This is a genomic window from Pseudonocardia sp. DR1-2 (assembly GCF_023717215.1).
GTDB classification, from domain to species: Bacteria; Actinomycetota; Actinomycetes; order Mycobacteriales; family Pseudonocardiaceae; genus Pseudonocardia; species Pseudonocardia alni.
Genome location: NZ_JAMQOF010000001.1, coordinates 397,459 through 419,502 on the forward strand (window position 1 = coordinate 397,459; position 22,044 = coordinate 419,502).

The 22,044-nt window shown below is 75.1% G+C and carries 17 protein-coding genes; 13 read left to right on the forward strand and 4 right to left on the reverse strand.

Annotation, left to right across the window (positions count from 1 at the left end; translation table 11 throughout):
• Positions 1-72: 72 nt before the first annotated feature.
• Entirely contained in the window at positions 73-954 is an 882-nt protein-coding gene (locus ND486_RS01860; protein WP_251782456.1) for a glycosyltransferase, read from the reverse strand.
• 558 nt (positions 955-1,512) lie between these two features.
• Between ND486_RS01860 and ND486_RS01865 the strand changes: the two genes are divergently transcribed.
• From ND486_RS01865 to ND486_RS01885, 5 genes are all read left to right on the forward strand, one after another.
• On the forward strand, positions 1,513-2,592 hold the full coding sequence (locus ND486_RS01865) for a glycosyltransferase family 2 protein (RefSeq protein ID WP_251782457.1): 1,080 nt from the start codon (positions 1,513-1,515) through the stop codon (positions 2,590-2,592).
• 100 nt (positions 2,593-2,692) lie between these two features.
• Positions 2,693-3,070 (forward strand): hypothetical protein, encoded by a 378-nt coding sequence (locus ND486_RS01870; RefSeq protein ID WP_062395221.1) that lies wholly within the window; start codon positions 2,693-2,695, stop codon positions 3,068-3,070.
• A 13-nt stretch (positions 3,071-3,083) separates the two neighbouring features.
• Positions 3,084-4,640 (forward strand): lipopolysaccharide biosynthesis protein, encoded by a 1,557-nt coding sequence (locus ND486_RS01875; RefSeq protein WP_251782458.1) that lies wholly within the window; start codon positions 3,084-3,086, stop codon positions 4,638-4,640.
• Positions 4,637-6,697, forward strand: a complete 2,061-nt coding sequence (locus ND486_RS01880) for a hypothetical protein (RefSeq protein WP_251782459.1) — start codon at positions 4,637-4,639, stop codon at positions 6,695-6,697. The genes ND486_RS01875 and ND486_RS01880 overlap by 4 nt, the downstream gene beginning before the upstream one ends.
• A complete protein-coding gene (locus ND486_RS01885; protein ID WP_226357222.1) occupies positions 6,694-7,017 on the forward strand; it encodes a hypothetical protein in 324 nt (107 codons plus the stop codon). Before ND486_RS01880 ends, ND486_RS01885 begins: the two co-directional genes overlap by 4 nt.
• A 64-nt stretch (positions 7,018-7,081) precedes the next feature.
• Here the strand turns inward: ND486_RS01885 and ND486_RS01890 are convergent, their stop codons facing one another.
• Entirely contained in the window at positions 7,082-8,554 is a 1,473-nt protein-coding gene (locus tag ND486_RS01890) for an NAD-dependent succinate-semialdehyde dehydrogenase (protein WP_251782460.1), read from the reverse strand.
• Positions 8,555-8,621: 67 nt separating this feature from the next.
• Between ND486_RS01890 and ND486_RS01895 the strand changes: the two genes are divergently transcribed.
• The gene (locus tag ND486_RS01895; RefSeq protein WP_224402946.1) at positions 8,622-9,818 is read left to right on the forward strand and encodes an acyl-CoA dehydrogenase family protein; all 1,197 of its coding nucleotides are present in this window, start codon (positions 8,622-8,624) and stop codon (positions 9,816-9,818) included.
• Positions 9,818-10,879, forward strand: coding sequence for an acyl-CoA dehydrogenase family protein (locus ND486_RS01900; protein ID WP_251782461.1), 1,062 nt, complete (start codon positions 9,818-9,820; stop codon positions 10,877-10,879). The genes ND486_RS01895 and ND486_RS01900 overlap by 1 nt, the downstream gene beginning before the upstream one ends.
• Positions 10,880-10,889: 10 nt before the next feature.
• Here the strand turns inward: ND486_RS01900 and ND486_RS01905 are convergent, their stop codons facing one another.
• On the reverse strand, positions 10,890-12,635 hold the full coding sequence (locus ND486_RS01905; RefSeq protein WP_251782462.1) for a sigma-54-dependent Fis family transcriptional regulator: 1,746 nt from the start codon (positions 12,633-12,635) through the stop codon (positions 10,890-10,892).
• Between the two features lie 197 nt (positions 12,636-12,832).
• Here ND486_RS01905 and ND486_RS01910 point away from each other — a divergent pair, with 197 nt between their 5' ends.
• Positions 12,833-13,762 carry an alpha/beta hydrolase gene (locus ND486_RS01910; RefSeq protein ID WP_251782463.1) on the forward strand — a complete coding sequence of 310 codons (930 nt, stop codon included), beginning with the start codon at positions 12,833-12,835 and terminating at the stop codon, positions 13,760-13,762.
• A 27-nt stretch (positions 13,763-13,789) separates the two neighbouring features.
• Positions 13,790-15,409 (forward strand): NAD(P)/FAD-dependent oxidoreductase, encoded by a 1,620-nt coding sequence (locus ND486_RS01915; protein WP_251782464.1) that lies wholly within the window; start codon positions 13,790-13,792, stop codon positions 15,407-15,409.
• A 58-nt stretch (positions 15,410-15,467) separates the two neighbouring features.
• Here ND486_RS01915 and ND486_RS01920 read toward each other — a convergent pair whose 3' ends face one another.
• Positions 15,468-15,926 (reverse strand): pyridoxamine 5'-phosphate oxidase family protein, encoded by a 459-nt coding sequence (locus ND486_RS01920; RefSeq protein ID WP_251782465.1) that lies wholly within the window; start codon positions 15,924-15,926, stop codon positions 15,468-15,470.
• Positions 15,927-15,997: 71 nt separating this feature from the next.
• Here ND486_RS01920 and ND486_RS01925 point away from each other — a divergent pair, with 71 nt between their 5' ends.
• From ND486_RS01925 to ND486_RS29500, 4 genes are all read left to right on the forward strand, one after another.
• Positions 15,998-17,155: a type III PLP-dependent enzyme gene (locus ND486_RS01925; RefSeq protein WP_285898171.1), complete on the forward strand. Its 1,158-nt coding sequence runs from the start codon at positions 15,998-16,000 to the stop codon at positions 17,153-17,155.
• A gap of 11 nt (positions 17,156-17,166) precedes the next feature.
• Positions 17,167-18,483 carry an adenosylmethionine decarboxylase gene (gene speD / locus ND486_RS01930; protein ID WP_251782467.1) on the forward strand — a complete coding sequence of 439 codons (1,317 nt, stop codon included), beginning with the start codon at positions 17,167-17,169 and terminating at the stop codon, positions 18,481-18,483.
• A gap of 194 nt (positions 18,484-18,677) precedes the next feature.
• Positions 18,678-19,661 (forward strand): SGNH/GDSL hydrolase family protein, encoded by a 984-nt coding sequence (locus tag ND486_RS01935; RefSeq protein ID WP_251782984.1) that lies wholly within the window; start codon positions 18,678-18,680, stop codon positions 19,659-19,661.
• Positions 19,662-19,702: 41 nt separating this feature from the next.
• Complete coding sequence (locus ND486_RS29500; protein WP_251782468.1) at positions 19,703-22,042, forward strand: FUSC family protein; 2,340 nt, start codon at positions 19,703-19,705, stop codon at positions 22,040-22,042.
• The last annotated feature ends 2 nt before the right edge of the window (positions 22,043-22,044 follow it).

Here is a 22,044-nt window from a genome sequence, read left to right on the forward strand (position 1 = left end):
CGGTATCGGCCCCGCCGATCGGAGAGTCCGGGATGCCGTCCGTCCGGTCGGCGCGCGGTCGGGCGCCCGCGGTCAGCGGGCGTCGGCCGCCGCGGCCTCGTCGCGCTCGGCGATCAGCTTGTCGTCCTTGCGGGCGGCGATGCGCGAGACCCGGAACAGCGCCTTGCGCCGGGCCCGGCCCAGCGGGAGCGCGAGCCGGCCGATCCGCACGTCGATCGGGCGGACGTCGAACACCCCGGAGTCGCCCAGCTCGTCGAACAGCAGCTGCTGCTCCTCGGAGATCTGCTGCTCGAACTCCGAGGAGACCGAGCCGCGGGCGATCCGGAACGCGGCCAGGGTCTCCGGGACGCCGAGGAAGTCGCCGTACTGGAGCAGGCGCATCCAGAGGTCGAGGTCCATGATGAAGCGCCGCTCCGGGCGCCACCCGCCCGCGGTGACGAACTGCTCGCGACGGAACAGGACGTTGCCCGGCTCGCCGATCGGGTTCGCGCCGTTGCGGATGACCCGCCGTGCGACCTCGCTGCCCGAGTGCAGCCCGACCAGGCCGCCGCCCAGGCCGCGGCGCGGGACGATGACCCGGCTCTGCTCGTCGATCATGTGCCGGCGCGAGGCGACCACCGACAGCGACGGGTCGTCGCGCATCGGCGGCACCTGCAGCTCCAGGCAGCGCGGGTGCAGCAGGTCGTCGGCGCAGACCAGCTTCACCAGCGGTGCGCGGCACAGCTCGACGGCGCGGTTCCAGTTGTCACCCTGCGGCAGGGTCTGCCGGTTGCGCTCGACCCGGACCCGCGGGTCGCGGAACGAGGTCGCGATCTCCCAGCTCGCGTCGGTGCTGCCGTTCTCCAGCACGACGAGCTCGAAGTCCCGCCAGGTCTGCTCCAGCACGCTGCGGATGGTCTCGGCGAGATAGGCCTCGCCGTTGTGGACCGGGATGCAGACGGACACGCTGGGCACAAAGCCGCCGGGCCTCATCGGGTACCTCGCAGGGGTGGAACGGATCGGACGAGCAGGCGGCGAGCCACGCTACCCGCCCCGGTCGGCGGGCCGGACGGCGGCGCGGACGAGCGACGTCCGACCGGGACCATCGGGACGGAACGGATACGCACCGTGATCGTCGGCCGGACGTCCCGCCGCTCGCCGCCCGACGATCACCGCTCGTCGGCCGGGGTCCCGGTGGGCCGGTCCCGCACCGCGGCGGCCCGGGCGACGTCCGTAGTATCCGTCGTCGTGTTCGCGTGGTCGTTCCACGCCGCGGCGACGGAGTCCGGAGGCCATGGGCCGTCCGGGCGACACCCGATGCGGTGCGGGTCACGTAACGCGACCGACGGCGCCGGAGATAAGCCGGATGACCCCCGTTGTGGGGTAACGGATCCGGTCGATGTCGGCATCGTCGTCACGACCGGACACGCACTGCTCGCCAACCGCGCGCCAGGACCGATCGATTCGGGGGAGAGACCGGTGAACAAGCGCCCTGACCACGGACCACGTCGTCCGAACCAACCGAGGGTGTCGGTGATCGTGCCGACCCGCAACGAGGCACGGAACCTCGAGGTGGTCCTGCCGGCCGTCGCGGCCGTGCGTCCCGCCGTGTACGAGGTGATCGTCGTCGACGGCGACTCCAAGGACGGCACCGTCGAGACCGCACGCCGTGTCCTGCCCGGCGTCCGGATCGTCCGCCAGACCCGCAAGGGCAAGGGCAACGCGATGGCCTGCGGTTTCGCCGCGGCCACCGGCGACGCCATCGTCATGTTCGACGCGGACGGCTCGGCCGACCCGCAGGAGATCCCGCGCTTCGTCGCCGCGCTCGTCGAGGGCGCCGACTTCGCGAAGGGCAGCCGGTTCACCAAGGGGGGCGGCAGCGACGACATCACGTTGCTCCGCAAGGGTGGCAACGCCGGTCTGAACCTGATCGCGAACACGCTGTTCGGGACCCGCTACAGCGACCTCTGCTACGGCTACAACGCCTTCTGGGCCGACATCCTGCCGCTGCTGGAGCTGCCCGCGGTCGACATGCCGCCGCACCCGGACGGCGGGATGTACTGGGGTGACGGGTTCGAGATCGAGACGGTCCTGAACTGCCGCGTCGCCGCCGCCGGTCTGTCGATCACCGAGGTCCCCTCGGTGGAGAAGGAGCGGATGTTCGGCGAGACGAACCTGCGCACCTTCGCCGACGGCACCCGCGTCCTGCGGACCCTCGCCGCCGAGCGGCGTCGGGCCGGTCGCGACGACCGGCCCGCCGCACCCGGCGCGGCCGTCCCCGGCCCCGCCGCGGTGGTCCCGCCCGCCGGGCACCCGGCGGTCCCCGCCACCCCGGCCACGGCGCCGGTGCCGCCCGCGGTGCCGGACCGTGCCGTCCCGGCGGCGCAGCCGCAGCGCCCGGCCCCGCGGCCGCACGCCGACGCACCGCGCCCGCACCAGCAGCCGTCGCGCCCGGCCCCGCAGCCGCAGCCCGGGGCGGCCCGGCCCGCCCCGCAGCAGCCGGCCCCGTCGCCGGTCGCCCGCGAGCAGCGCCCCGTCGGCGCCGAGCGCGACGGGTCCGCCCGTCCCGAGCGGACCGGTGTGCGGTACGCATGGGGGGAAGAGGCGTCCTGAGCGCCCCGGGACCGGATCGGGCCGGTCCGTGCCCCACCGGTCCACGCCCCACGAGGGGCGTGGCGCCGGGAGAACCACCAGTGAAGAGGAGTGAGCCGCGGTGAGCGTGCAGTCCGCAGCCGAGCTGACCCGCGCGAGGACCGCGCGGCGGTACGTGGCGATCCTGCTCGTCGCCGCCGGCGTCATCGCCTGCGGCCTGAGCATCGCCGGGATCAGCGGGGGCGCGCTGGGCGAGTTCCGGCTGCTGGTCACCATCGGCTTCCTGCTGCTCGGCCCCGGCTGGGCCGCCGCGGGCTTCCTGCGCCGCGCGCCCGCCGCGCACGTCTGGCTGCTGACGCTGGGGGTCGGCACCGCCGTCACCCTGATCGGTGGCCAGCTCATGGTCAGCCTGGGGCTCTGGTACCCGAGCGTCGCCCTGTTCGTCGTCACGCTCCTGTCGGTCCCGTTCCTGCTGCGCCACGCCGTGGTGGCCCAGTGAGCGGGACCTCCCGGTGAGGCCGGTCGGGCCGGCGCGTCCCCGCCCCGCCGCGGGTACGGCCGGTCCCGGCCCCGTCCCCGGACCGCAGGCGGCGGGCGTCGACCCGGACGCCCCGACCCAGCGTCTCGCCACCGCCCACGCCCGGGCGCACTCGCGCCGCAACGCCGAGCAGCACACCGAGTACCTCCCGCCGCTGGTCGGGCTGCGCGGGCCCGGCGAGAACCCGCCGACCCCGCCGCCCACCCCACCGCCCGGACCGGGCGGTGGAGACGACGGCGGTGAGGACGGCGAGCAGGTCCCGGACCGCAACGGCGGCATCGGCGACGGCATCGCCCTGACCCTGTGCTCGGGCTTCGGCTCGGTCGCCGGGCTGCTCGGCGTGCTGATCGCGACCAGGATCATGCCGCAGGCCGAGGTCGGCCGGGCCTCGGAGTTCGTGTCGGCCTTCCAGCTGATCGGCGGCGTCGCCCAGCTCAACCTGGGGCTGGCGCTGCTGCGCTGGCTCCCAGGGGCCGGCCGCAAGTCGGTCCGGCTCACCTTCGGCTCGCTGTTGCTGATCATGCCGCTGTCCGGGCTGATCGGCCTGGTCTACGGCACGCTCGTGCCCCGGGTCGCGGAGGCCGCGGGTGGCGGATCGTTCGGCTGGGGCCTGGTCGTCCTGGTCCTGACCTGCGCCGGCTGGTGCGTGTTCGTCGTCCACGACTTCGTCATGGTCGCCATCGGGCGGCCGTGGGTGGCGGTGTGGCGCAACGGCACCTTCGCCGTGACCCGGATCGTGCTGCTGCTGGCACTGGGCACCACGCTCGCCTCCGAGGCGCTGGTGCTGTCCTGGGCGATCCCGGTCGTGCTGTGGATCGCCGCGGGCACCGTGCTGCTCTGGTTCATGGTGCGGCGCTTCGCCCGTGCCGGTGGGCCGGGCACGCTGCCGTCGCGCCCGGAGATGATCGCGTTCCTGGCGCCGACCGCGCTGGCGCAGTGCGGCAACGCGCTGCTCTACAACCAGGTCCCGCTGTTCGCGAACTTCCGGATGGGCAACGAGATCGGCGCGGTCTTCTTCATCTGCTGGCAGGCGGTGACCGTCATCGACCTGGCCGCGACGTTCTTCACCAACTCCCTGACCGTGCAGACCGCCCGGGAGCCGCACCGCGCCGAGGAGTTCGCCCGCGTCGCCCGGCGCCGGATGCTCCTGCTGTTCGTCCCGGCGCTCGGGCTCGGCGCGGCACTGGGCTACCCGGTGCTGTCGCTGCTCGGCGAGGGCTACGCGCCCGGCGCCCCGGCGCTGGCCGTGCTCATGGGCGGCCTGTTCTTCCGGCTGATCGTCGTGTTCGAGCTCGCCCGCCGCCAGGCCGACGGCGACGGGATGGGCTACGCGAAGATCCAGCTGCTCAACACCGGCCTGGTCGTGGTCTTCGCCGGTCTGGTCCCGCTGCCGGACCCCGGAACCGCATCGGTCAGCATGACCATGCTGCCGGTCGTCCTCGGCTACGTCGGCGCGCAGATCCTCTGCGCACTGGCACTCAGATTCGTCCCGGCGTGGAACCGCCGGAGCACACCGGAGGTGAAGTCGTGACGTCGGAGACCCGCCGGACGGGCGGCCCCGACCCGTCCACCCGCGGCTACCGCGGCGAGGAGCCCGCCGTCGCGCGGACCCGCGTCGCGGAGGAGAGCGCGAGCGAGCGGACCCAGTTCGTCACGCCGCCCGGCCCGGACTCGCCGACCATGGCAGTCCGCGGCCCGGTCCCGCGCCCGCCCGGTGACGGCCCGCCGCCGCCCGCACCCGAGACCGCCGAGCCGCTGTCCCCGTTGTGGGTCTGGGGCGCGCCGGTCCTGGCCGTGCTCGCGGTGCTGCTCCTGCCCGTCGCCGCCGCGACGACCGACCTGTCCGACCTGGGCGGCTGGGGCCTGGCCCCGGCGCTGAGCCCGTTCGCGTGGGTCGCGCTGCTGCTCGCCATCGGCGCCTGCCTGCTCGAGCTCTGGTCGCGCCGCCCGCGCATCCCGATGCTGGGTGCCGCGACGGGTGTGCTGCTGCTGTGCTCCACCGGTCTGCCCTCGGTCGTGCAGCCCCAGGCCCGGTTCACCACCGCCTGGCTGATCTCCGGGTTCGTCGACGCGGTCGCCCGCAACAACGGCGTCCCGCCCACCGGCGTGGACGCGCGGTTCTACTGGCCCGCGTTCTTCGCCCAGTGGGCCTGGATCCGCGACGCCGCGGGCGCCGACCAGCTCGACACGATCCTGCGCTGGTACCCGCCCGCGGTCACCGCGGTGTGGGCGATCGGCGTCTACGCCCTGGCCCGCTCGATGCTCGGGGGCACCCGCGCGCCGTGGGTCGCGGCCTGGCTGTTCATCGGCCTGAACTGGATCGAGCAGGACTACTTCTCCCCGCAGGCGACCGCGATCGTGCTGCTGCTGACGGTGCTGACCTTCGCGCTCGGCCCGCTGGCGACCCGCCGCGTCGACAACGCCGGGGTCCCGGGCTGGCCACGGGCCCACCGCGGGGCGCCACCGCTGCCCCGGTGGCGGCGCTGGCTGGTGTCGGCGCTGACCCCGCCGAACACACCGACGCTGCCCGCCCGGCAGCTGCTGCTGATCTACTTCTGCGCGGCGCTGTGCGTCATCGCCGTCGCCCCGGCCCACCAGCTGACCCCGTTCGCCATCATCGGCCAGCTGGCCGTGCTGGCCGTCGTCGGCCGGTTCCGCGGACGCGGGCTGGTGATCGTCGCGATCGCCGCGGTGACGATCTTCGTGCTGATCGGCGCCCGTGACTTCTGGATGAACCAGATCAGCATGATCATCGGTAGCGGCGACGACGGCAGCGCGTTGCAGGCCGGTGTCGCGGACCGCTTCCAGGGCGACACGGGCCAGCTCGTCGGTAAGGGGTTCCGGGTCGCGATGACCGGCCTGACCTACGTCCTCGGCTTCGCCGGTGCCTGGGTCTACTGGCGCCGCCGCCGCGACCTCGTGCCGATCCTGCTGGCGATCATCCCCATGGGGATGGCGGTCGTGCAGAGCTACGGCGGCGAGCTGCTCCTGCGCGTGCTGCTCTACGGCCTGCCGATCCTGTCGATCCTGGCGGTCGACGCGCTGCGCGCCTTCGCCCGCGTCGACCGCAAGCGCGAACGGCTGCTCGCGGTGGGCATGGTGGTCGTCTTCGGTCTGCTGATCTTCATCCGCGGCGGTAACGAGGCCTACACCGACGTCACCACCGAGGACGTCCAGATGACCCGCAAGGCCTACGCCGAGGCGCCGCCCGGGGCGACGGTGCAGCCGTTGTCGACGGTCGGGCCCTACGCCCTGGAGGGCGTCGGCGAGAACAACAACATGGCCTCGGGCGGTCAGGGCTGCGCGGTCCTCGCCGCGGACCCGTTCCGCTGCATCGACCAGGTCCAGCCGCAGACGATCCTGTTCTACCCGGCGATCGAGAAGCAGGGCGTCGTCCTGAACGACCGCGAGCCGGGCTGGACGATCGAGATCCGCAACCAGCTCATCGCGTCGGGCCAGTACCGCGCGACCTACGAGAGCGGCTTCGACGCGATCCTGGTGCGCAACGAGCCGCTCCCGGCGCCGGGCGTCCCGGCACCGGCGACGGCCCCGGCCCCGGCGGCCGGCGGGGAGGTGCCGAACCCGTGAACGGATTCCTCCTGACCTGGCTCGCGTTCGGCCTGATGCTGGCCGTGTTCGCCGCCCGCGCCTGGGTGGTGGAGACCAGCCGTGGCCGGTTGGTCACCAGCGGGTCCGCGCAGCGCGGGCTCACCGCGGCCGCCGTCGCCTCGGTGGCGCTGGTGGTGGTGATGCTGACCCTCAACGGCGGCGTCGAGCTGGTCGAGCTCGTCTCGGGGGGCCGGGCCGACGTGACCCAGCCCGCCGAGCCGCTGCCCGGGCAGGACCCGGCGGTGCCGATCCAGCCGCAGGCCCCGGCCCCGGCGGCGCCCGCGGCCCCGGCCAACTGACCGACCCGCGACACACGAGGGCCCCGGTGCCGTACGGCACCGGGGCCCTCGGTCGTGCGTGAGGTCAGCCGCTGTAGCCGATGGCCACGTACTTGGTCTCCAGGAACTCGTCGATGCCGACGTTGCCGCCCTCGCGGCCCAGCCCGGACTCCTTGACGCCGCCGAACGGGGCGGCCGGGTTCGACACCAGACCGGTGTTGAGCCCGATCATGCCGCTGTCGAGGTTCTCGGCGATGTGCAGCGCCCGGTTCAGGTCGCGCGTGTACACGTAGTTGACCAGGCCGAACTCGGTCGCGTTGGCCGCGGCCAGTGCGTCGTCGGCGCTGTCGACGACGGTGATCGGCGCGACCGGGCCGAAGATCTCCTCGTGGTTGAGCCGGGAGTTCACCGGCACGTCGGTGAGCACGGTCGGCGGGTAGAAGTAGCCCGGCCCGTCCTGGGCCTTCCCGCCGATCGCGACCGAGGCACCGGCGGCGACGGCGTCGGCGACCAGGTCGGTGACCTTGTCCAGGCCCTTCGCGTCGATCAGCGGGCCCACGTTCACGCCCTCCTCGGTGCCGCGGCCGACCTTGAGCGCGCCCATCCGCTCGGCGAGCTTCGCGGTGAACTGCTCGGCGACGCCGCGCTGGACGTAGAACCGGTTGGCGGCGGTGCAGGCCTCGCCCATGTTCCGCATCTTCGCGATCATGGCGCCCTCGACGGCGGCGTCGACGTCGGCGTCGTCGAGCACGATGAACGAGGCGTTGCCGCCCAGCTCCAGCGACGAGCGCATGACCTTGTCCGAGGCCTGGGACAGCAGCAGCTTCCCGACCGGGGTGGACCCGGTGAACGACATCTTGCGGGCGCGGCCGTCGCGCAGGATCGGCTCCATCACCGCGCCGGCGTCGGTGGCGTTGATGACGTTCAGGGCGCCGTCGGGCAGGCCGGCGTCGGCCAGCACCTGCGCGAACGCGAGCATGGTCAGCGGCGTCTGCGGCGCGGGCTTGATCACCGACGCACAGCCGGCGGCGACCGCCGGGGCGATCTTGCGGGTGCCCATGGCCAGTGGGAAGTTCCACGGGGTCACGAACACGCAGACGCCGACGGGCTGGCGGATGGTGAGGAAGCGGGTCTGGCCGTTCGGGGCGACCTGGTAGCCGCCGTCGATGCGCACGGCCTCCTCGGAGAACCAGCGCAGGAACTCCGAGGCGTAGACGACCTCGCCCTTGGCCTCGGCGAAGGGCTTGCCCATCTCCAGGGTCATGAGCAGGGCCAGGTCGTCGATCCGCTCGTGGAGCAGGTCGTAGGCGCGGCGCAGGATCTCGCTGCGCTCCCGCGGCGCCATCGCGGCGATCGTGGGCTGCGCGGCGTGCGCGGCGGCGAGGGCGTCCATGCCGTCGGCGGGGGAGGCGTCGGCGACCTCGGTCAGCACCTCTCCGGTGGCGGGGTCCTCCACCTTCGCGGTCGCGCCGTTCTCCGCCGGCCGCCACCGGCCGCCGATGAACAGGCCGGTGGGGACGGCATCCAGCACCCTGCGCTCGTCAGCATTGGTGGTCATGCCCGGAACGTACCCCGGTGAGCCGGCCCATAGACACCGGCGGCGCCGGCGGGGCTGGGTCATGATGATGCCCGTGGCAGCGACATCGACACCGGCAGCGGCCCTGCCCGAGCTCGTGCCCGACCCGGTCGAGCTCCCCGCCGGGCTGGCGGACCTGCGGGCCGAGGTCCGGTCCTTCCTCGACGACGAGCGCAACGCCGCCCGCTGGACCCCGCGTGCGGACGTGTGGCTCTCCGGCTGGGACGAGTCGTTCTCGCGGCGGCTGGGGGAACGCGGCTGGCTCGGGATGACCATCCCCACCGAGTACGGCGGGCACGGCCGGACCGCGCTGGAGCGCTACGTCGTCACCGAGGAGCTGCTCGCCGCGGGCGCCCCGGTGGCCGCGCACTGGATCTCCGACCGCCAGATCGGGCCGTCGCTGCTGCGCCACGGCACCGAGGAGCAGCGCCGCGCGTTCCTGCCCGGCATCGCCCGCGGCGAGGTGTACTTCGGCATCGGCATGTCCGAACCGGACTCGGGCTCCGACCTGGCGTCGGTGCGGACCCGGGCGACCCGCGTCGACGGCGGGTGGCGGCTGTCGGGCACCAAGGTGTGGACCTCCGGGGCGCACCACGCGCACGCGTTCTTCGCGCTGGTGCGCACCGAGCCGCGCGACGACGCGCACCGGCACGCGGGGCTGTCCCAGTTCCTGGTGGAGCTGGACTCGCCCGGGGTGGAGATCCGCCCGATCCCGCTGCTCACCGGGGCGCACCACTTCAACGAGGTCCGCTTCGACGACGTGTTCATCCCCGACGCGCGGGTCTTCGGCGAGCTGGGCAACGGCTGGGCCCAGGTCACCGGCGAGCTCGCGTTCGAGCGCTCCGGACCGGAGCGGTTCCTGTCGACCTATCCGCTGCTGGCGTCGCTGGTCGGCGAGCTCGCCGGGGCGGGCCGTGCCGACGCCGGCACCCGTCGTCGCGTGGGGTCGCTGGTGTCGCGGCTGTGGACGCTGCGGGCCATGTCGCTGGCCGTCGCCGGGGCGCTGGAGTCCGGCCGGGCACCCGAGCTGGCCGCGGCCCTGGTCAAGGACCTCGGTACCCGCTACGAGAACGAGATCGTCGACGCCGCCCGGCTGCTGGTCGACATCCCGCCGGACCCCGGCGCGGAGTCCGGGTTCGCCCGGCTGCTCGCCGACGCCGTGCTGCACGCACCCGGGTTCACCCTGCGCGGCGGCACCAACGAGGTCCTGCGCGGCATCGTCGCGCGGGGGATGGGACTGCGCTGATGGCCCGCAACAGCGACCTGGCCGACCTGGCCGCCTCGATCCTCGCTGCCGGCTCCGACGACCGTGACGGGACCGGCCTGGACACGGCGGCCTGGAAGGCGTGTGCCGGGGCCGGGCTGACCTCGCTGACCGACCCGGACACCGGCGGCACCCTCGACGACGCCGCCGTGCTGCTGGAGGTCGCCGGCGCCGACGCGGCCCGCCTGCCGCTGGCCGAGACCGACCTGCTCGCCGGGTGGCTGGCCCGCGCCGCCGGGCTCGCCGTGCCGGACGGGCCGCTGGCCGCCGTCGTCACCGACGCGACCGGCGGGGACCGCCCGGCCGGGACCGCCGGGGGCACGGTGACCGGCAGCGGCGGCCCGGCCGGCCCGGTGTCGGCGGCCCTGACCCGGGTGCCGTGGGGCCGTTCGCTGGCCGCGGTCGTCGTCCTCGACGGCGACCGGGTCCTCGTGCTCGACACGGGCGCGGCGGCGGTCACCGAGGGCGCCAACCTCGCCGAGGAGCCGCGCGACGGCCTCACCCTCGACGGGGTCACGCCGCTGGCGACCGGTACCGCCCCCGCCGGGGCGGCGGCGGAGCTGACCCTGCGGGCGGCGCTGGCGCGGTCACTGCTGCTCGCCGGCGCGGCCCGCGGCGCACTGGCCCGCTCGGTCGCCTACGCCGGGGAGCGCACCCAGTTCGGTCGTCCCATCGGCCGCTTCCAGGCCGTGCAGCAGATGCTCGCCGAGGCGGGCGCCGAGGTCGCCGCCGCCTCCGCCGCGTCCGCCGCCGCCACCTCGACCGCGCGGCGCGCGGGGTTCGCCGCCCCGGAGACCGCGTTCGCCGTCGCCGCGGCGAAGGCCCGCTGCTCGGAGGCGGCGACGGCCGTCGCGCGGATCGCCCACCAGGTGCACGGCGCCATCGGGTTCACCCGCGAGCACGCGTTGCGGCTGGTCACGACCCGGCTGTGGGCCTGGCGCGACGAGGACGGTGACGAGGCGTTCTGGAACGACCGGGTCGGGGCGGCCGCGCTGGACGCGGGCGCCGACGGGCTCTGGCCGTTGGTGACCGGGCGGCCCTGAACGCCGCGGGTCAGGACACCCCGAACTCGCGCAGCTTCCGGTAGAGGGTGTTGCGCCCGATCCCGAGCGTGCGGGCGGCCCGGGTGCGGTTCCCGCCCGCCGCGCGCAGGGCGTCGACCACGGCGTCGCGTTCGGCGGCCTCCAGCAGACCGAGCTCCCGGCCGGCGGTGCGCAGGCGGTCGGGGAGGTCGGCCTCGCCGGCCGTACCGCCGTCGGCGCGGCGGGCCGCCGCCGTGACCACGGTGCGGAGCTCGGCCAGGTCACCGGGCCAGTGCCAGGCCCGGAGCCGGTCCAGGGCCGCGCCGGACAGCCGGGACCCCGAGGCGGGCGGGGGCAGCTCCGCGAGGAGCGTCCCCACCAGCGCCGGGAGGTGCTCGCGGCCCGCCGCCAGCGCCGGGAGGCGGACGGTGGTGGCGACCTGGCCGAGGAGGGCCGGGGTGGTGTCGTCGGTGGGGTCGGCGTCGGCGGTGAGGACGAACGGGACGCCGGTCGCGGCCAGGTCCCGCAGGAGCGCTGGGCGCGGCCCCGGTGACAGGTGCACCCGCCGCAGGACGAGCCCGCGACCGGCGGCCAGCGCCGCGCGGGCCGTCTCCCACCACTCGGGCTCTCGGTGCGGCTCGACGACCACGGCGCCGTCGTGGCCCAGGCGGGACAGCACGCGGCGGGCGGTCCGCAGCTTCCCGCTGCCGCCGGGGCCGGTCACGGCGACGGTCTCCCGGTGGGAGACGGCCTCGCGGAGCCGGTGGTCGACCTCCGGGTCGTGGTGGAGCGCGGCTCCCCGGACGGTGGCCGGGGCCGCCACCGCGGGTGCCGCCCGGCGGGGCGCCAGCCGGACGCTGAACGCGGTGCCCCCGGTGCCCTCGACCGGGGCGACGACCGCGTCGTGCGGGCCGTCGGGCATCGGCACCCGCATCCGGCGTGGCCGGTCCGGGCCCCCGTCGCGCAGGAGGTCCCACAGCAGGGTGTGCAGGTCCGGGCCGGCGTGGGCCAGCGCGTGCCGGTCGGCCAGGACGGTGTCGGCGTCGACGACCAGCGCCCCGGTCGTGGCCCGCTCCAGCGCGAGGTAGGCCCGCACCAGCCTGCGACGGTGTTCGCCCGCCTCGTCGAGCAGCCGGGCCTCGATCTGGCGGCCGATGTCGGCGGCCATCACCGCCATGAGCGGGTGCACGTCGCGCACCGCGCAGGCCAGCGAGAGCGAGCCCACCGTCCGGCCGGTCCCGGGCTCGACCAGCGGGGTGCCCGCGCAGGTGAGGTTCTCCAGGAGGGCGTTGTAGTGCTCGGGGCCCCGGACCAGGACCGGGCGTCGTTCGACCAGCACCGTGCCGATGCCGTTGGTGCCCACCGACCGCTCGGAGAAGTCCGAGCCCTCCACCGCGCTCGCCCGGTCCATGAGCGTGCGCTGGCGCCGGACACCGACGTGGCGGCGGACGATGCGCCCGGTCGCGTCGGACAGCACCATGGCCACCGGGACGTCGGCGAAGCTGTCCACGAGCCGCTCCAGCACGGGCGCCGCGGCCCGGCGCAGCGCGGTGTGGTCGTCGCCGGGGTCGGCGTAGCCGATGCGCTCCGGTGCCGTCGGCACCGCCTCGCCGATGCAGCGCCGCCAGCTCTGCTCGATCAGCGGCGGCACGCCCGCGTGGCCGGGTGGCAGCGCCAGCAGCCCCCCGTCGACGAGCGTCTCGCGGCTGCGCCGGATGCGCAGGCGCTGCCCGGCCGACAGGGCCGGCACCGCCGTGTCCTCGTCCCGACGCGTCATCGCCCCGATCCGCCCCTCGCCGCCCGTTGCGGACACGTCCACGGTGCCCCAGGTCACACCATCCTGGCCAGGGGGAGTGGCCGGTGGGCGTTCCAGAACGGAACACCCGCGGTGCCTCCGCGGTGCCCACCATCGACGGCCACGCCACCGCCGGCGCGGCGCCCGCCGTCGCTCCGGCCGACCGGAGGAGGACCGCGATGACGACGGCACCACCGACCCGCCCGACGGGCGCGTCCACGGAGTCCGACGCGCTGCGCGCGCTCTACGCCGACTGGTCCGCCGTCATCGCGGCGACCCCGGACCTGACCACGCGGCTGTTCCGCAGCATCTTCGACGAGTGGCACCAGGCCACCCGTGAACCCGAGGACGTGACCTACCGGGAGGAGTCGCTCGGGGGTGTCCCCGGGATCTGGGCGCTGCCGGTCGGGGCGGATCCCGCGCAGGTCCTGCTGTACACCCACGGCGGCGGGTTCGCCGTCGGCTCGGCGTCGAGCCATCGCAAGCTCGCGGGGCACGTCGCGCGGGCCGTCGGCGCCACGGCGTTCGTGGCGGACTACCGTCGCGCGCCGGAACACCGGCACCCGGCACAGGTGGAGGACACCGTCGCGGTGTTCGAGGCGCTCCTGGCCCGGGGGACCGCCCCCGCGGACGTGACGACCATCGGTGACTCCGCGGGCGGGAACCTGGCGGTCGCCACGGTGCTCGCCCTGCGCGACGCGGGCCGGCCGCTGCCGGGCCGGGTCGTCGCGTTCTCGCCGTGGCTGGACATGGAGAACACCGGCGCCACGCTCGTCACCAACGCCGCCTCGGACGCGCTGGTCACGGTGCCCCTGCTGGAGGGGATGATCGCCGGCGTCCTGGGGGAGGGGCACGTCGACCGGCGGGCACCGCTGGCGAACCCGTTGCACGCCGACCTCACCGGCCTCCCCCGGCTCTACGTCGACGCCGGGGGTGCCGAGGCGCTGCTCGACGACGCCGTCCGGCTCGCCGACCGGGCCCGGGCCGCCGGTGTCGACGTGACGCTGTCGGTCGTCGCGGGCATGCAGCACGTCTTCCCGTTCCTCGCCGGCACCGCGCCCGAGGCGGACGAGGAGCTCGCCGCCCTCGCCGCCTGGTACCGCGGCTGACCCCTCGACACCCACCGGGAGCACACCATGACCACGTCCACCACCCCCGACGTCGACGCCGTCGTCGTCGGCGCCGGATTCGGCGGGATCTACATGCTGCACACGCTGCGGGACCGGCTCGGCCTGAGCGTCCGCGCCTTCGAGAAGGGCGACGGCGTCGGCGGCACCTGGTACTTCAACCGGTACCCCGGCGCGAAGTCCGACACCGAGGGGTTCGTCTACCGCTACTCGTTCGACCGGGACCTGCTGCAGGAATGGAACTGGAGCACCCGCTACCTGGACCAGCCCGATGTCCTGGCCTACCTCGAGCACGTCGTCGACCGGTACGGGCTGCGCCGGGACATCACGCTGGGCACCGAGGTGACCGCCGCGGTCTACGACGAGGACGCCGGTCTCTGGCGGGTGCGCACCTCCGGCGGCGAGACGGTGCGCTGCCGCTACCTGGTCAACGCCCTGGGGTTGCTGGCCCGCAGCAACATCCCCGCCCTCCCCGGGCTGGACACCTTCGCCGGGCGCACCGTCCACACCAACGCCTGGCCCGACGACCTCGACATCACCGGGCGGCGGGTCGGCGTCGTCGGGACCGGCTCGACCGGCGCCCAGTTCATCGTCGCGGCGGCCCCGCGCGCAGCTCACCTCACCGTCTTCCAGCGCAGCCCGCAGTACAACGTGCCCTCCGGCAACCGACCGGTCACCCAGGACGAGGTCGACCGCACCAAGGAGCACTTCCCCGAGATCTGGGACCAGGTGCGCGGTTCGGTCGTGGCGTTCGGGTTCGAGGAGAGCGCCGTCGAGGCGATGAGCGTGTCCGCGCAGGAGCGCGAGCGCGTCTTCCAGGAGAACTGGGACGCCGGCAACGGGTTCCGGTTCATGTTCGGCACGTTCTGCGACATCGCGACCGATCCCGAGGCCAACGCCGCGGCCGCCGCGTTCATCCGGCGCAAGATCTCCGAGATCGTCGTGGACCCGGAGACCGCCCGGAAGCTCACACCGACCGACCTCTACGCCAAGCGCCCGATCTGCAACGAGGGGTACTACGAAACCTTCAACCGCGACGACGTCGAGCTGGTCTCGGTCCGGGAGAACCCGATCGCGGAGGTCACCCCGGCCGGGGTGCGCACCGCCGACGGAGTCGTGCACGAGCTCGACGTGCTCGTCCTCGCGACCGGTTTCGACGCCGTCGACGGCAACTACCGGGCGATGGACCTGCGCGGCCGCGGGGGCCGCCACATCGACGACCACTGGACCGACGGGCCGTCGAGCTACCTCGGTGTGTCGAAGGCGGGCTTCCCCAACATGTTCATGATCCTCGGGCCGAACGGGCCGTTCACCAACCTGCCGCCGAGCATCGAGGCCCAGGTCGAGTGGATCGGTGAGCTGATCGGGCACGCCGAGCGCGGCGGTATCGGCACGATCGAGCCGACGGCCGAGGCCGAGCGGGGCTGGTCCCGGCTCTGCCGGGAGATCGCCGACGCCACGCTGTTCCCGAAGGCCGACTCGTGGATCTTCGGGGCGAACATCCCCGGCAAGCCGAACGCGGTGATGTTCTACATGGCCGGGCACAAGGCCTACCGCGAGGAGCTGTCCACCGTGGCCCGCGACGGGTACCGCGGGTTCGCGATGGACGGCTCGGGAGGCTCCCGGTGATCGCCACCGGAGAGGGGGCCGGTGCCGGATCCGGCACCGGCCCGCTCACACCCGGTGATCACATCTTCCGGAAGTCCCAGCTGGTGACCTTCTCCGGGCGCAGCCGCAGCCAGGCGTGCCGTCCGTCGATCACGACCTGGCCGCCGGTGTAGCGGGCGGCGAAGGCCTGCTCGACCCGCTCCAGCTCCGGGTTCGGCTCGCCGGTGCGGGGCACCTCGCCGACGACCTCGACGGAGCCGCGCAGCTCGACCCCGCGCAGCTCGGCGTAGTCGTGCCCGGCGTCGACGACCACGGCGATCCGCGGGTCGCGCTGCAGGTCCACCCAGCGCTGCGAGCGCGAGAGCGAGGTCAGCCAGAGTGCCTCGCCGTCCCAGAGGTACCAGAGCGGGGTGGCGTGCGGGCCGTTCACGCCGTTGGTGGCGACCCGGCAGGTGCGCTCGGCGTCGAGGAAGGCGGTGACCTCCTCCGGGGTCATCGCGATCTTCCGGGCGCGGCGCTGCGGCTTCGGTGCGGTCATCGTCCGAACCTAGATCAGACCCCGGCCGGTGCGGGTGGTGCGGCCGGGGAGAGCATCACCACGTGCACGACCTGAGCCCCGCCCTGGAGCAGCTGCTCGCCACCGACCGTCCCACGCCGTACCTGGCGCTGGACCCCTCCGTCGCCGGCGAGCGGTACCGCGCGCTGGCCGCCGCGTTCGGCGACGCCCGGATCCTCTACGCCGTCAAGGCCTGCCCGGAGCCCGCCGTGCTGCGGGCCCTCGTCGCGGCCGGGGCCGGGTTCGACGTCGCCTCCCAGGCCGAGATCGACCTGTGCCTGGCCGCCGGTGCGGACCCGGCGACGCTGCAGCACGGGAACCCGGTGCGTGGCCCCGGTGCCGCCGCCCGGGCCGCCCGCGACGGCGTCACCCGGTTCGTCACCGACAGCGCCGAGGACGTCGACGCCCTCGCCGCCGAGGTCCCCGGCGCCCGGGTGCAGGTCCGGCTCTCGGTCGACGACACGGGCTCGGCGACGCCGTTCCACGGCAAGTTCGGGGCGCCGCCCGACGCCGCCGTCGCGCTGCTGGGGCGGGTCGCCGACCGCGGCCTGGTCGCCGCCGGGGTCACCTTCCACGCGGGCTCCCAGCAGACCCGCCCCGCCACCTACGCCGGGGCCGTCGCGCTCGCGCTGGCGACCGCGGGGCGGGCCGGGCTGCGCCGTCCCGAGCTCGACCTGGGCGGCGGCTGGCCGGTGGCCTACCGCGCCGCCGTCGCCCCCGCGCAGGACTACGTCGCGGCCGTGCGCGCCGCGGTGGCCACGGCTGTGGACGCCGGGCACGTGGACGGCGCGACGCTGCTGCTGGAACCGGGCCGCGCGCTGGTCGCCCCGGCCGGGGTGCTGCGCGCCCGGGTGCTGCGCGTGTCCCGCCGCCCGGGCGTGGACCACCGCCGCTGGGTGTACCTCGACGTCGGCCGCTACCAGGGACTCGCCGAGACCGAGGGCGAGGCGATCGCCTACCCGCTGCGCGTGCCCGGGCGCAGCGGCCCGCCCGGACCGGTCGTCGTCGCGGGCCCCACCTGTGACGGCGACGACGTCCTCTACCGCCGCACCCCGGTCGCGCTGCCGCTGGACCTGGCCGCGGGCGACGTGGTCGACCTGCTCGGGGCCGGCGCCTACACCTCGAGCTACGCCTCGGTCGGGTTCAACGGGTTCGGCCCGCTGGAGGTGCTCGTCGCGGGGGAGGGGGCGTCGCTCCCACATCCCGGTTAACGTGTCCGGACGTGTCATCCTCCATCTCGCCGATCATGTCCGTGCCCGCCGCCGCGGCCGGAGAACTGCATCCGGCCGTCGGGCTCGGGACGGGCGCACCCGCGCTGCCCAGCACGTCGTCACCGGTCGGCAGACACGTCCTGGCCGAGCTCGGCGGCATCGCCCCCGAGGTCCTCGACGACTGCGACCGCCTGCGCAGCGACCTGACCGCCGCGCTGACCGAGGCCGGGGCCCAGGTCCGCCAGGTGGTCGTCGAGCGGTTCGAGCCGCAGGGGGCGACCGTCGTCGCGGTCCTGGCCGAGTCGCACGCCTCGATCCACACCTGGCCCGAGCACGGCGGCATGCACGTCGACGTGTTCACCTGCGGTGAGAGCGCCGACCCGGTCGACGCCGTGCGCCGCCTCGCCGAGCGTGTCGGCGCGACCGACACCGCGCTGCAGGTCGTGGACCGCGGCGGCGCCCCGCGCACCGTCACCGAGCCCATCTCGTCCGGCCTGACCCGGCGCTGGGACCTCGGCCGGGTCCACCACGTCGCGCACACCGGGTTCCAGCACGTCGTGGTCGCCGACACCGCGCACGGCGTCACCCTCTTCTGCGACGACGAGCGCCAGTCCACCGAGCACACCCAGCTCACCTACCACGAGGCGCTGGTGTGGCCCGGCGCCCTGCTGGCCCGCGAGCTGGACCGGGTGCTGATCGTCGGCTCCTCCGAGGGTGTCGCGTCGGAGATGGCGGTCGCCGCCGGTGCGAGCCGGGTCGACCACGTCGACATCGACGCCGAGGCCGTCCGGATCTGCGCCGAGTACCTGCCCTACGGCTACACCCCCGAGTCCCTCGCCGCGGCCGAGCGCGGCGACGGCCCGGTGCACCTGACCTACGGCGACGGTCGGCAGTTCGTCCTGGAGTCCGACGAGCACTGGGACCTGGTGGTCGTCGACCTGCCCGACGAGCGCCCCGACGAGCCCGACGCCCAGATCAACCGGCTCTACGAGGAGGACTTCGTCCGCGCCTGCGCGCAGCGGCTCACCCCCGGCGGGGTCCTGGTGTTCCAGGCGGGCAGCCCGGCGGTGTGGCGGGACGCGACGCTGCGCTCGGCCTGGCAGCGCTTCGCCGCGGTGTTCGGCGAGACCGGCGGGCGCGGGGTCTACATCGGTTGCGAGGAGCACGAGTGGGCCTTCCTCGCCGGTGTCCGCGAGCCGATGGACGACCCCGGCGTGGTCGCCGCCGGGCGGCTCGCGTCGATGCCGTCGCAGCCGGAGCTCTGGGACGCGACCGCGCTGCGGCACCGCCTGGTGGCACCGCTGTCGCTGCGCAGGCTCACCGACTGAGCGAGCCCCCGCCCACGGTGCGTGACGGGCCGGGTCGGACCCGGCCCGTCACGTGCGCCGAACGGGGCGTAACCGGTCGGCGACGATGATCGTTGGTCGGTCAGGACCGGCGTGCCCACGCCGGCGACGTCCGACCGGAGGTCCGAGAGCCCGTGCGCCGTCCCCGTCCGTCCCGGTGGCTCGCCGTGGCGACCATGACCCTGCTGAGCTCGGCGGGGATGAGCGCCCTCGCGCCCGCGCAGGCGGAGGCGCCGACCACGTTCGCCGAGACCACGCTGTCCGCGCGCAACCTCGACACCGCCCCGGTCGGGCGCTTCGTCGCCCTGGGCGACTCCTACGCCGCGGGCCCGCTGGTCCCGGTGCAGCAGGGCACGCCGTCCGGGTGCCTGCGCTCGAACCAGAACTACCCGTCGGTGCTCGCGCGCTCGGCCGGCATCGGCCGCTTCACCGACGTGTCCTGCAGCGGCGCGACGACCGAGGACATGACCGCCCCGCAGCAGGTCCAGGCCGGCCCGAACCCGCCGCAGCTCGACGCCCTCGACGGTTCCGAGTCGCTGGTCACCCTGACCATCGGCGGCAACGACATCGGCTTCTCCGGGATCATCAGCGAGTGCGTGCGCCGCTCCTCGGCGAACCTGTTCGGCGCGGCCTGCAAGGACTTCTACACCGCGGGCGGCACCGACCAGCTCGCCGAGCGGATCGACGACACCGAGTCCAAGGTCTCCGACGTGCTCGCACGGATCCGCGACCGGTCGCCCGCCGCACGGGTCGCCGTCGTCGGGTACCCGTCGATCCTGCCGGACACCGGTCCCGGCTGCTACCCGGTCATCCCGTTCAGCCCGGGCGACACCGCCTACCTGCGCGAGACCGAGAAGAAGCTCAACGCGATGCTGGCCGACGCCGCTCGCGACGCCGGTGTCGACTACGTCGACACCTACACCCCGACCATCGGTCACGACGCCTGCACGCTGCCCGGCGTGAAGTGGGTCGAGGGCCTGGTCCCGACCTCGCCCGCCGCGCCGGTGCACCCCAACGCCCAGGGGATGCGCGCGATGGCCGCGGCCGCCGGTGACGTGCTCGGCATCCGGGTCGCCCGGCCCACCTCGCAGCCGGTCCCGGGGGCTACCAACCCGGTGCCGACCGCGTCGCTGCCGCCTCAGGCCCGCACCGCGAACTGAGGTAGGGACCTCCGGGCCGCGGTGCGTGTCAGACTCGCACCGTGACGGGGACGGTCGAGCGGGGGCGCCGCCTGCCGGTGCCGGCCCGGTGGGGCGAGCTGCGGACGTGGGCGGCCGCGGTCGACCCGGGCCACACCCGGCTGCACCTGGCCTCGGTCGCGACCGCGGCGATGCTGCTGGCCGCGGTCGCCGCGAGCGTGCTGCGTGCGCTGACCGGGCAGCCGGTCACGATCGTGCTGTTCTCCGTGGTGCTGGCGATGATCAGCAACCTGGCGGTGAACGAGAACGACCTGCGGCGACGGCGGGTCACCACCGCCCTGATGGTCGTGCCCGCCGCGGTGTCGGCGACGGTGTCCGCGTTGCTGGCGACGGACCGGGTCGCGGCCGACGTCGTGTTCGTCCTGGTCATGATGGTCGCCGTCGCGGTCCGGCGGTACGGGCCGCGCGGGGTCGCGCTCGGCATGGCGGCGTTCATGCCGTTCTTCTTCGTGCAGTTCCTGCACGCCGGCCCCGGCGAGCTGCCGTTCCTGCTGGCCGGGGCGGTGATCGGCATCGGCAGCACCTTCCTGCTGCGCTGCCTGGTGTTCACCCGCCGCTCCGAGGCCGTGCTGGACGCGCTGTTCCGGGCGTTCGAGGCGCGGCTGCACGCGCTGCTGCTCACCGCGGTCGAGGCGGTGGAGACCACCGCCGGTGAGCCCGACCTCGACCCGCTGGTGCGTGCCCAGGCCCGGCTCAACGAGACCGCGCTGCTGGTGACCGACCGGCTCGACGACACCGACGACGACACCGACGACGGCCCCGACGGCGCGGCCGGCCCCGTCGCGGGCCTGCGGCAGTGGATCATCGACTCCGAGCTCGCGGCCGAACGGGTCGCCATGTCGGTCCGCCGGTCGGTCGAGCACCACGACCCGATCCCCGACGACGACCGCGCCGAACTGGCCGAGGGGCTGCGGGCCCTCGCCGCGGCCACCGCCGTCGGGACGCCCGGCGCGATCGCCGCCCGCCTCTACGACGCCGCACGGTCCGCCGTCGCCGACATCGTGGACCGGCCGGCCGGGGTCGGGCCCGCCGCGCGCGAGCAGCGCATCGGGTTCGCCGTCGTCCGGCTCGCCGATGCGATGCAGACCACCGTCGAGCAGGCCCGTCTGCGGATCGCCGAGCACCACGACACCGACCGGGAGACCGCGGGCGGCGACCCGGCACCCGAGCCCGTCCCCGCACAGGTGCCGCCGCCGGCGGGCCGGGACCGGTTCGGCGGGCTCGCGCTGCACACCCGCCAGGCCGTGCAGGTCGGCGTCGCCACCAGCCTCGCGATCGTCGTCGGCGAGCTGGTCTCCCCGGCGCGCTGGTACTGGGCGGTGATCGCCGCGTTCGTGGTGTTCGCCGGCACCGCCAGCCGCGGCGACGTCCTGAGCCGCGGCTGGGCCCGCGCGGTCGGCACCGCGGGTGGGGTCGTGGCGGGGATGCTGCTGGCGCTGCTGGTGGGCGGCAACGTCGCCGCCAGCCTGGCGCTGCTGTTCGTCTGCGTGTTCCTCGCCCTGTACCTGGTGCGGATCTCGCAGGCGATGATGGCGTTCTGGATCACCGCGGTGCTGGCCCTGCTCTACGGCGTGATCGGCCAGTTCAGCGTGCAGACCCTGGTGCTGCGGGTCGAGGAGACCGTCGTCGGCGGCGCGCTGGGGATGCTCGCCGCCTACCTGATCCTGCCCACCCGGTCGCGCACGGCCTTCGCCGAGGCCCTCGACGACGCCCTCACCGCCGTCGACGTCTCCCTGCACACCTCGGTCGACGCGGCGCTGGGCCGTCCCGGCGCCGGTGACCCGCTGGAGAAGGCCCGCGCCGTGGACACCGCGGTGGCCACCGTGCGGACCCGCGCGGTCCCGCTGCAGCACCCCGTCGCCCGCAGGCCGCTGCGCCGCGGGGTGCACCACACCGTGCGGGTCGTCGGCGCCGTCGACCACTACACCCGCCAGCTCGCCGCCCAGGCCGCGACCGCGTCGGTGCCCGGCTGGGCCGCGACCCTGGAGCCCGCGGCCGAGCGGGTCCGCGCCGACCTCGACGGCCTGCGCCGCATCCTCGACGACGCCTGGGGCCCCGCCGACCGGCGCGAGCACCCGAGTGGCGCGGGCCCCGCCGACTACGGCGTCGGCTCCGCGGAGGAGCTGCTCGACGCCGCCGAGGCGGACGCGGCGTCACGGACCGCCGCCGGTCCCGGTACCGAGCGGACGCGCCGGCTTACCGCGGCGCGGCTGCTCCGCCGGATCGACCAGCTCGCCGTCGGCCTGGCCCGGGAGCTGTGCGGGCAGACCTGGAGCGAGCCCGCCCCCGCCGCGCGCGGCGCCGGTCACGCGGACGGGTCCGGGGCCGCGGCGGCGGGTTAGGG

Coding starts and splice junctions, on each gene's coding strand:
- ND486_RS01890 (WP_251782460.1), bottom strand. CDS start 8,554: ATGACCACCAATGCTGACGAGCGCAGGGTGCTGGATGCCGTCCCCACC.
- ND486_RS01895 (WP_224402946.1), top strand. CDS start 8,622: ATGCCCGTGGCAGCGACATCGACACCGGCAGCGGCCCTGCCCGAGCTC.
- ND486_RS01900 (WP_251782461.1), top strand. CDS start 9,818: ATGGCCCGCAACAGCGACCTGGCCGACCTGGCCGCCTCGATCCTCGCT.
- ND486_RS01905 (WP_251782462.1), bottom strand. CDS start 12,635: ATGACGCGTCGGGACGAGGACACGGCGGTGCCGGCCCTGTCGGCCGGG.
- ND486_RS01910 (WP_251782463.1), top strand. CDS start 12,833: ATGACGACGGCACCACCGACCCGCCCGACGGGCGCGTCCACGGAGTCC.
- ND486_RS01915 (WP_251782464.1), top strand. CDS start 13,790: ATGACCACGTCCACCACCCCCGACGTCGACGCCGTCGTCGTCGGCGCC.
- ND486_RS01920 (WP_251782465.1), bottom strand. CDS start 15,926: ATGACCGCACCGAAGCCGCAGCGCCGCGCCCGGAAGATCGCGATGACC.
- ND486_RS01935 (WP_251782984.1), top strand. CDS start 18,678: ATGACCCTGCTGAGCTCGGCGGGGATGAGCGCCCTCGCGCCCGCGCAG.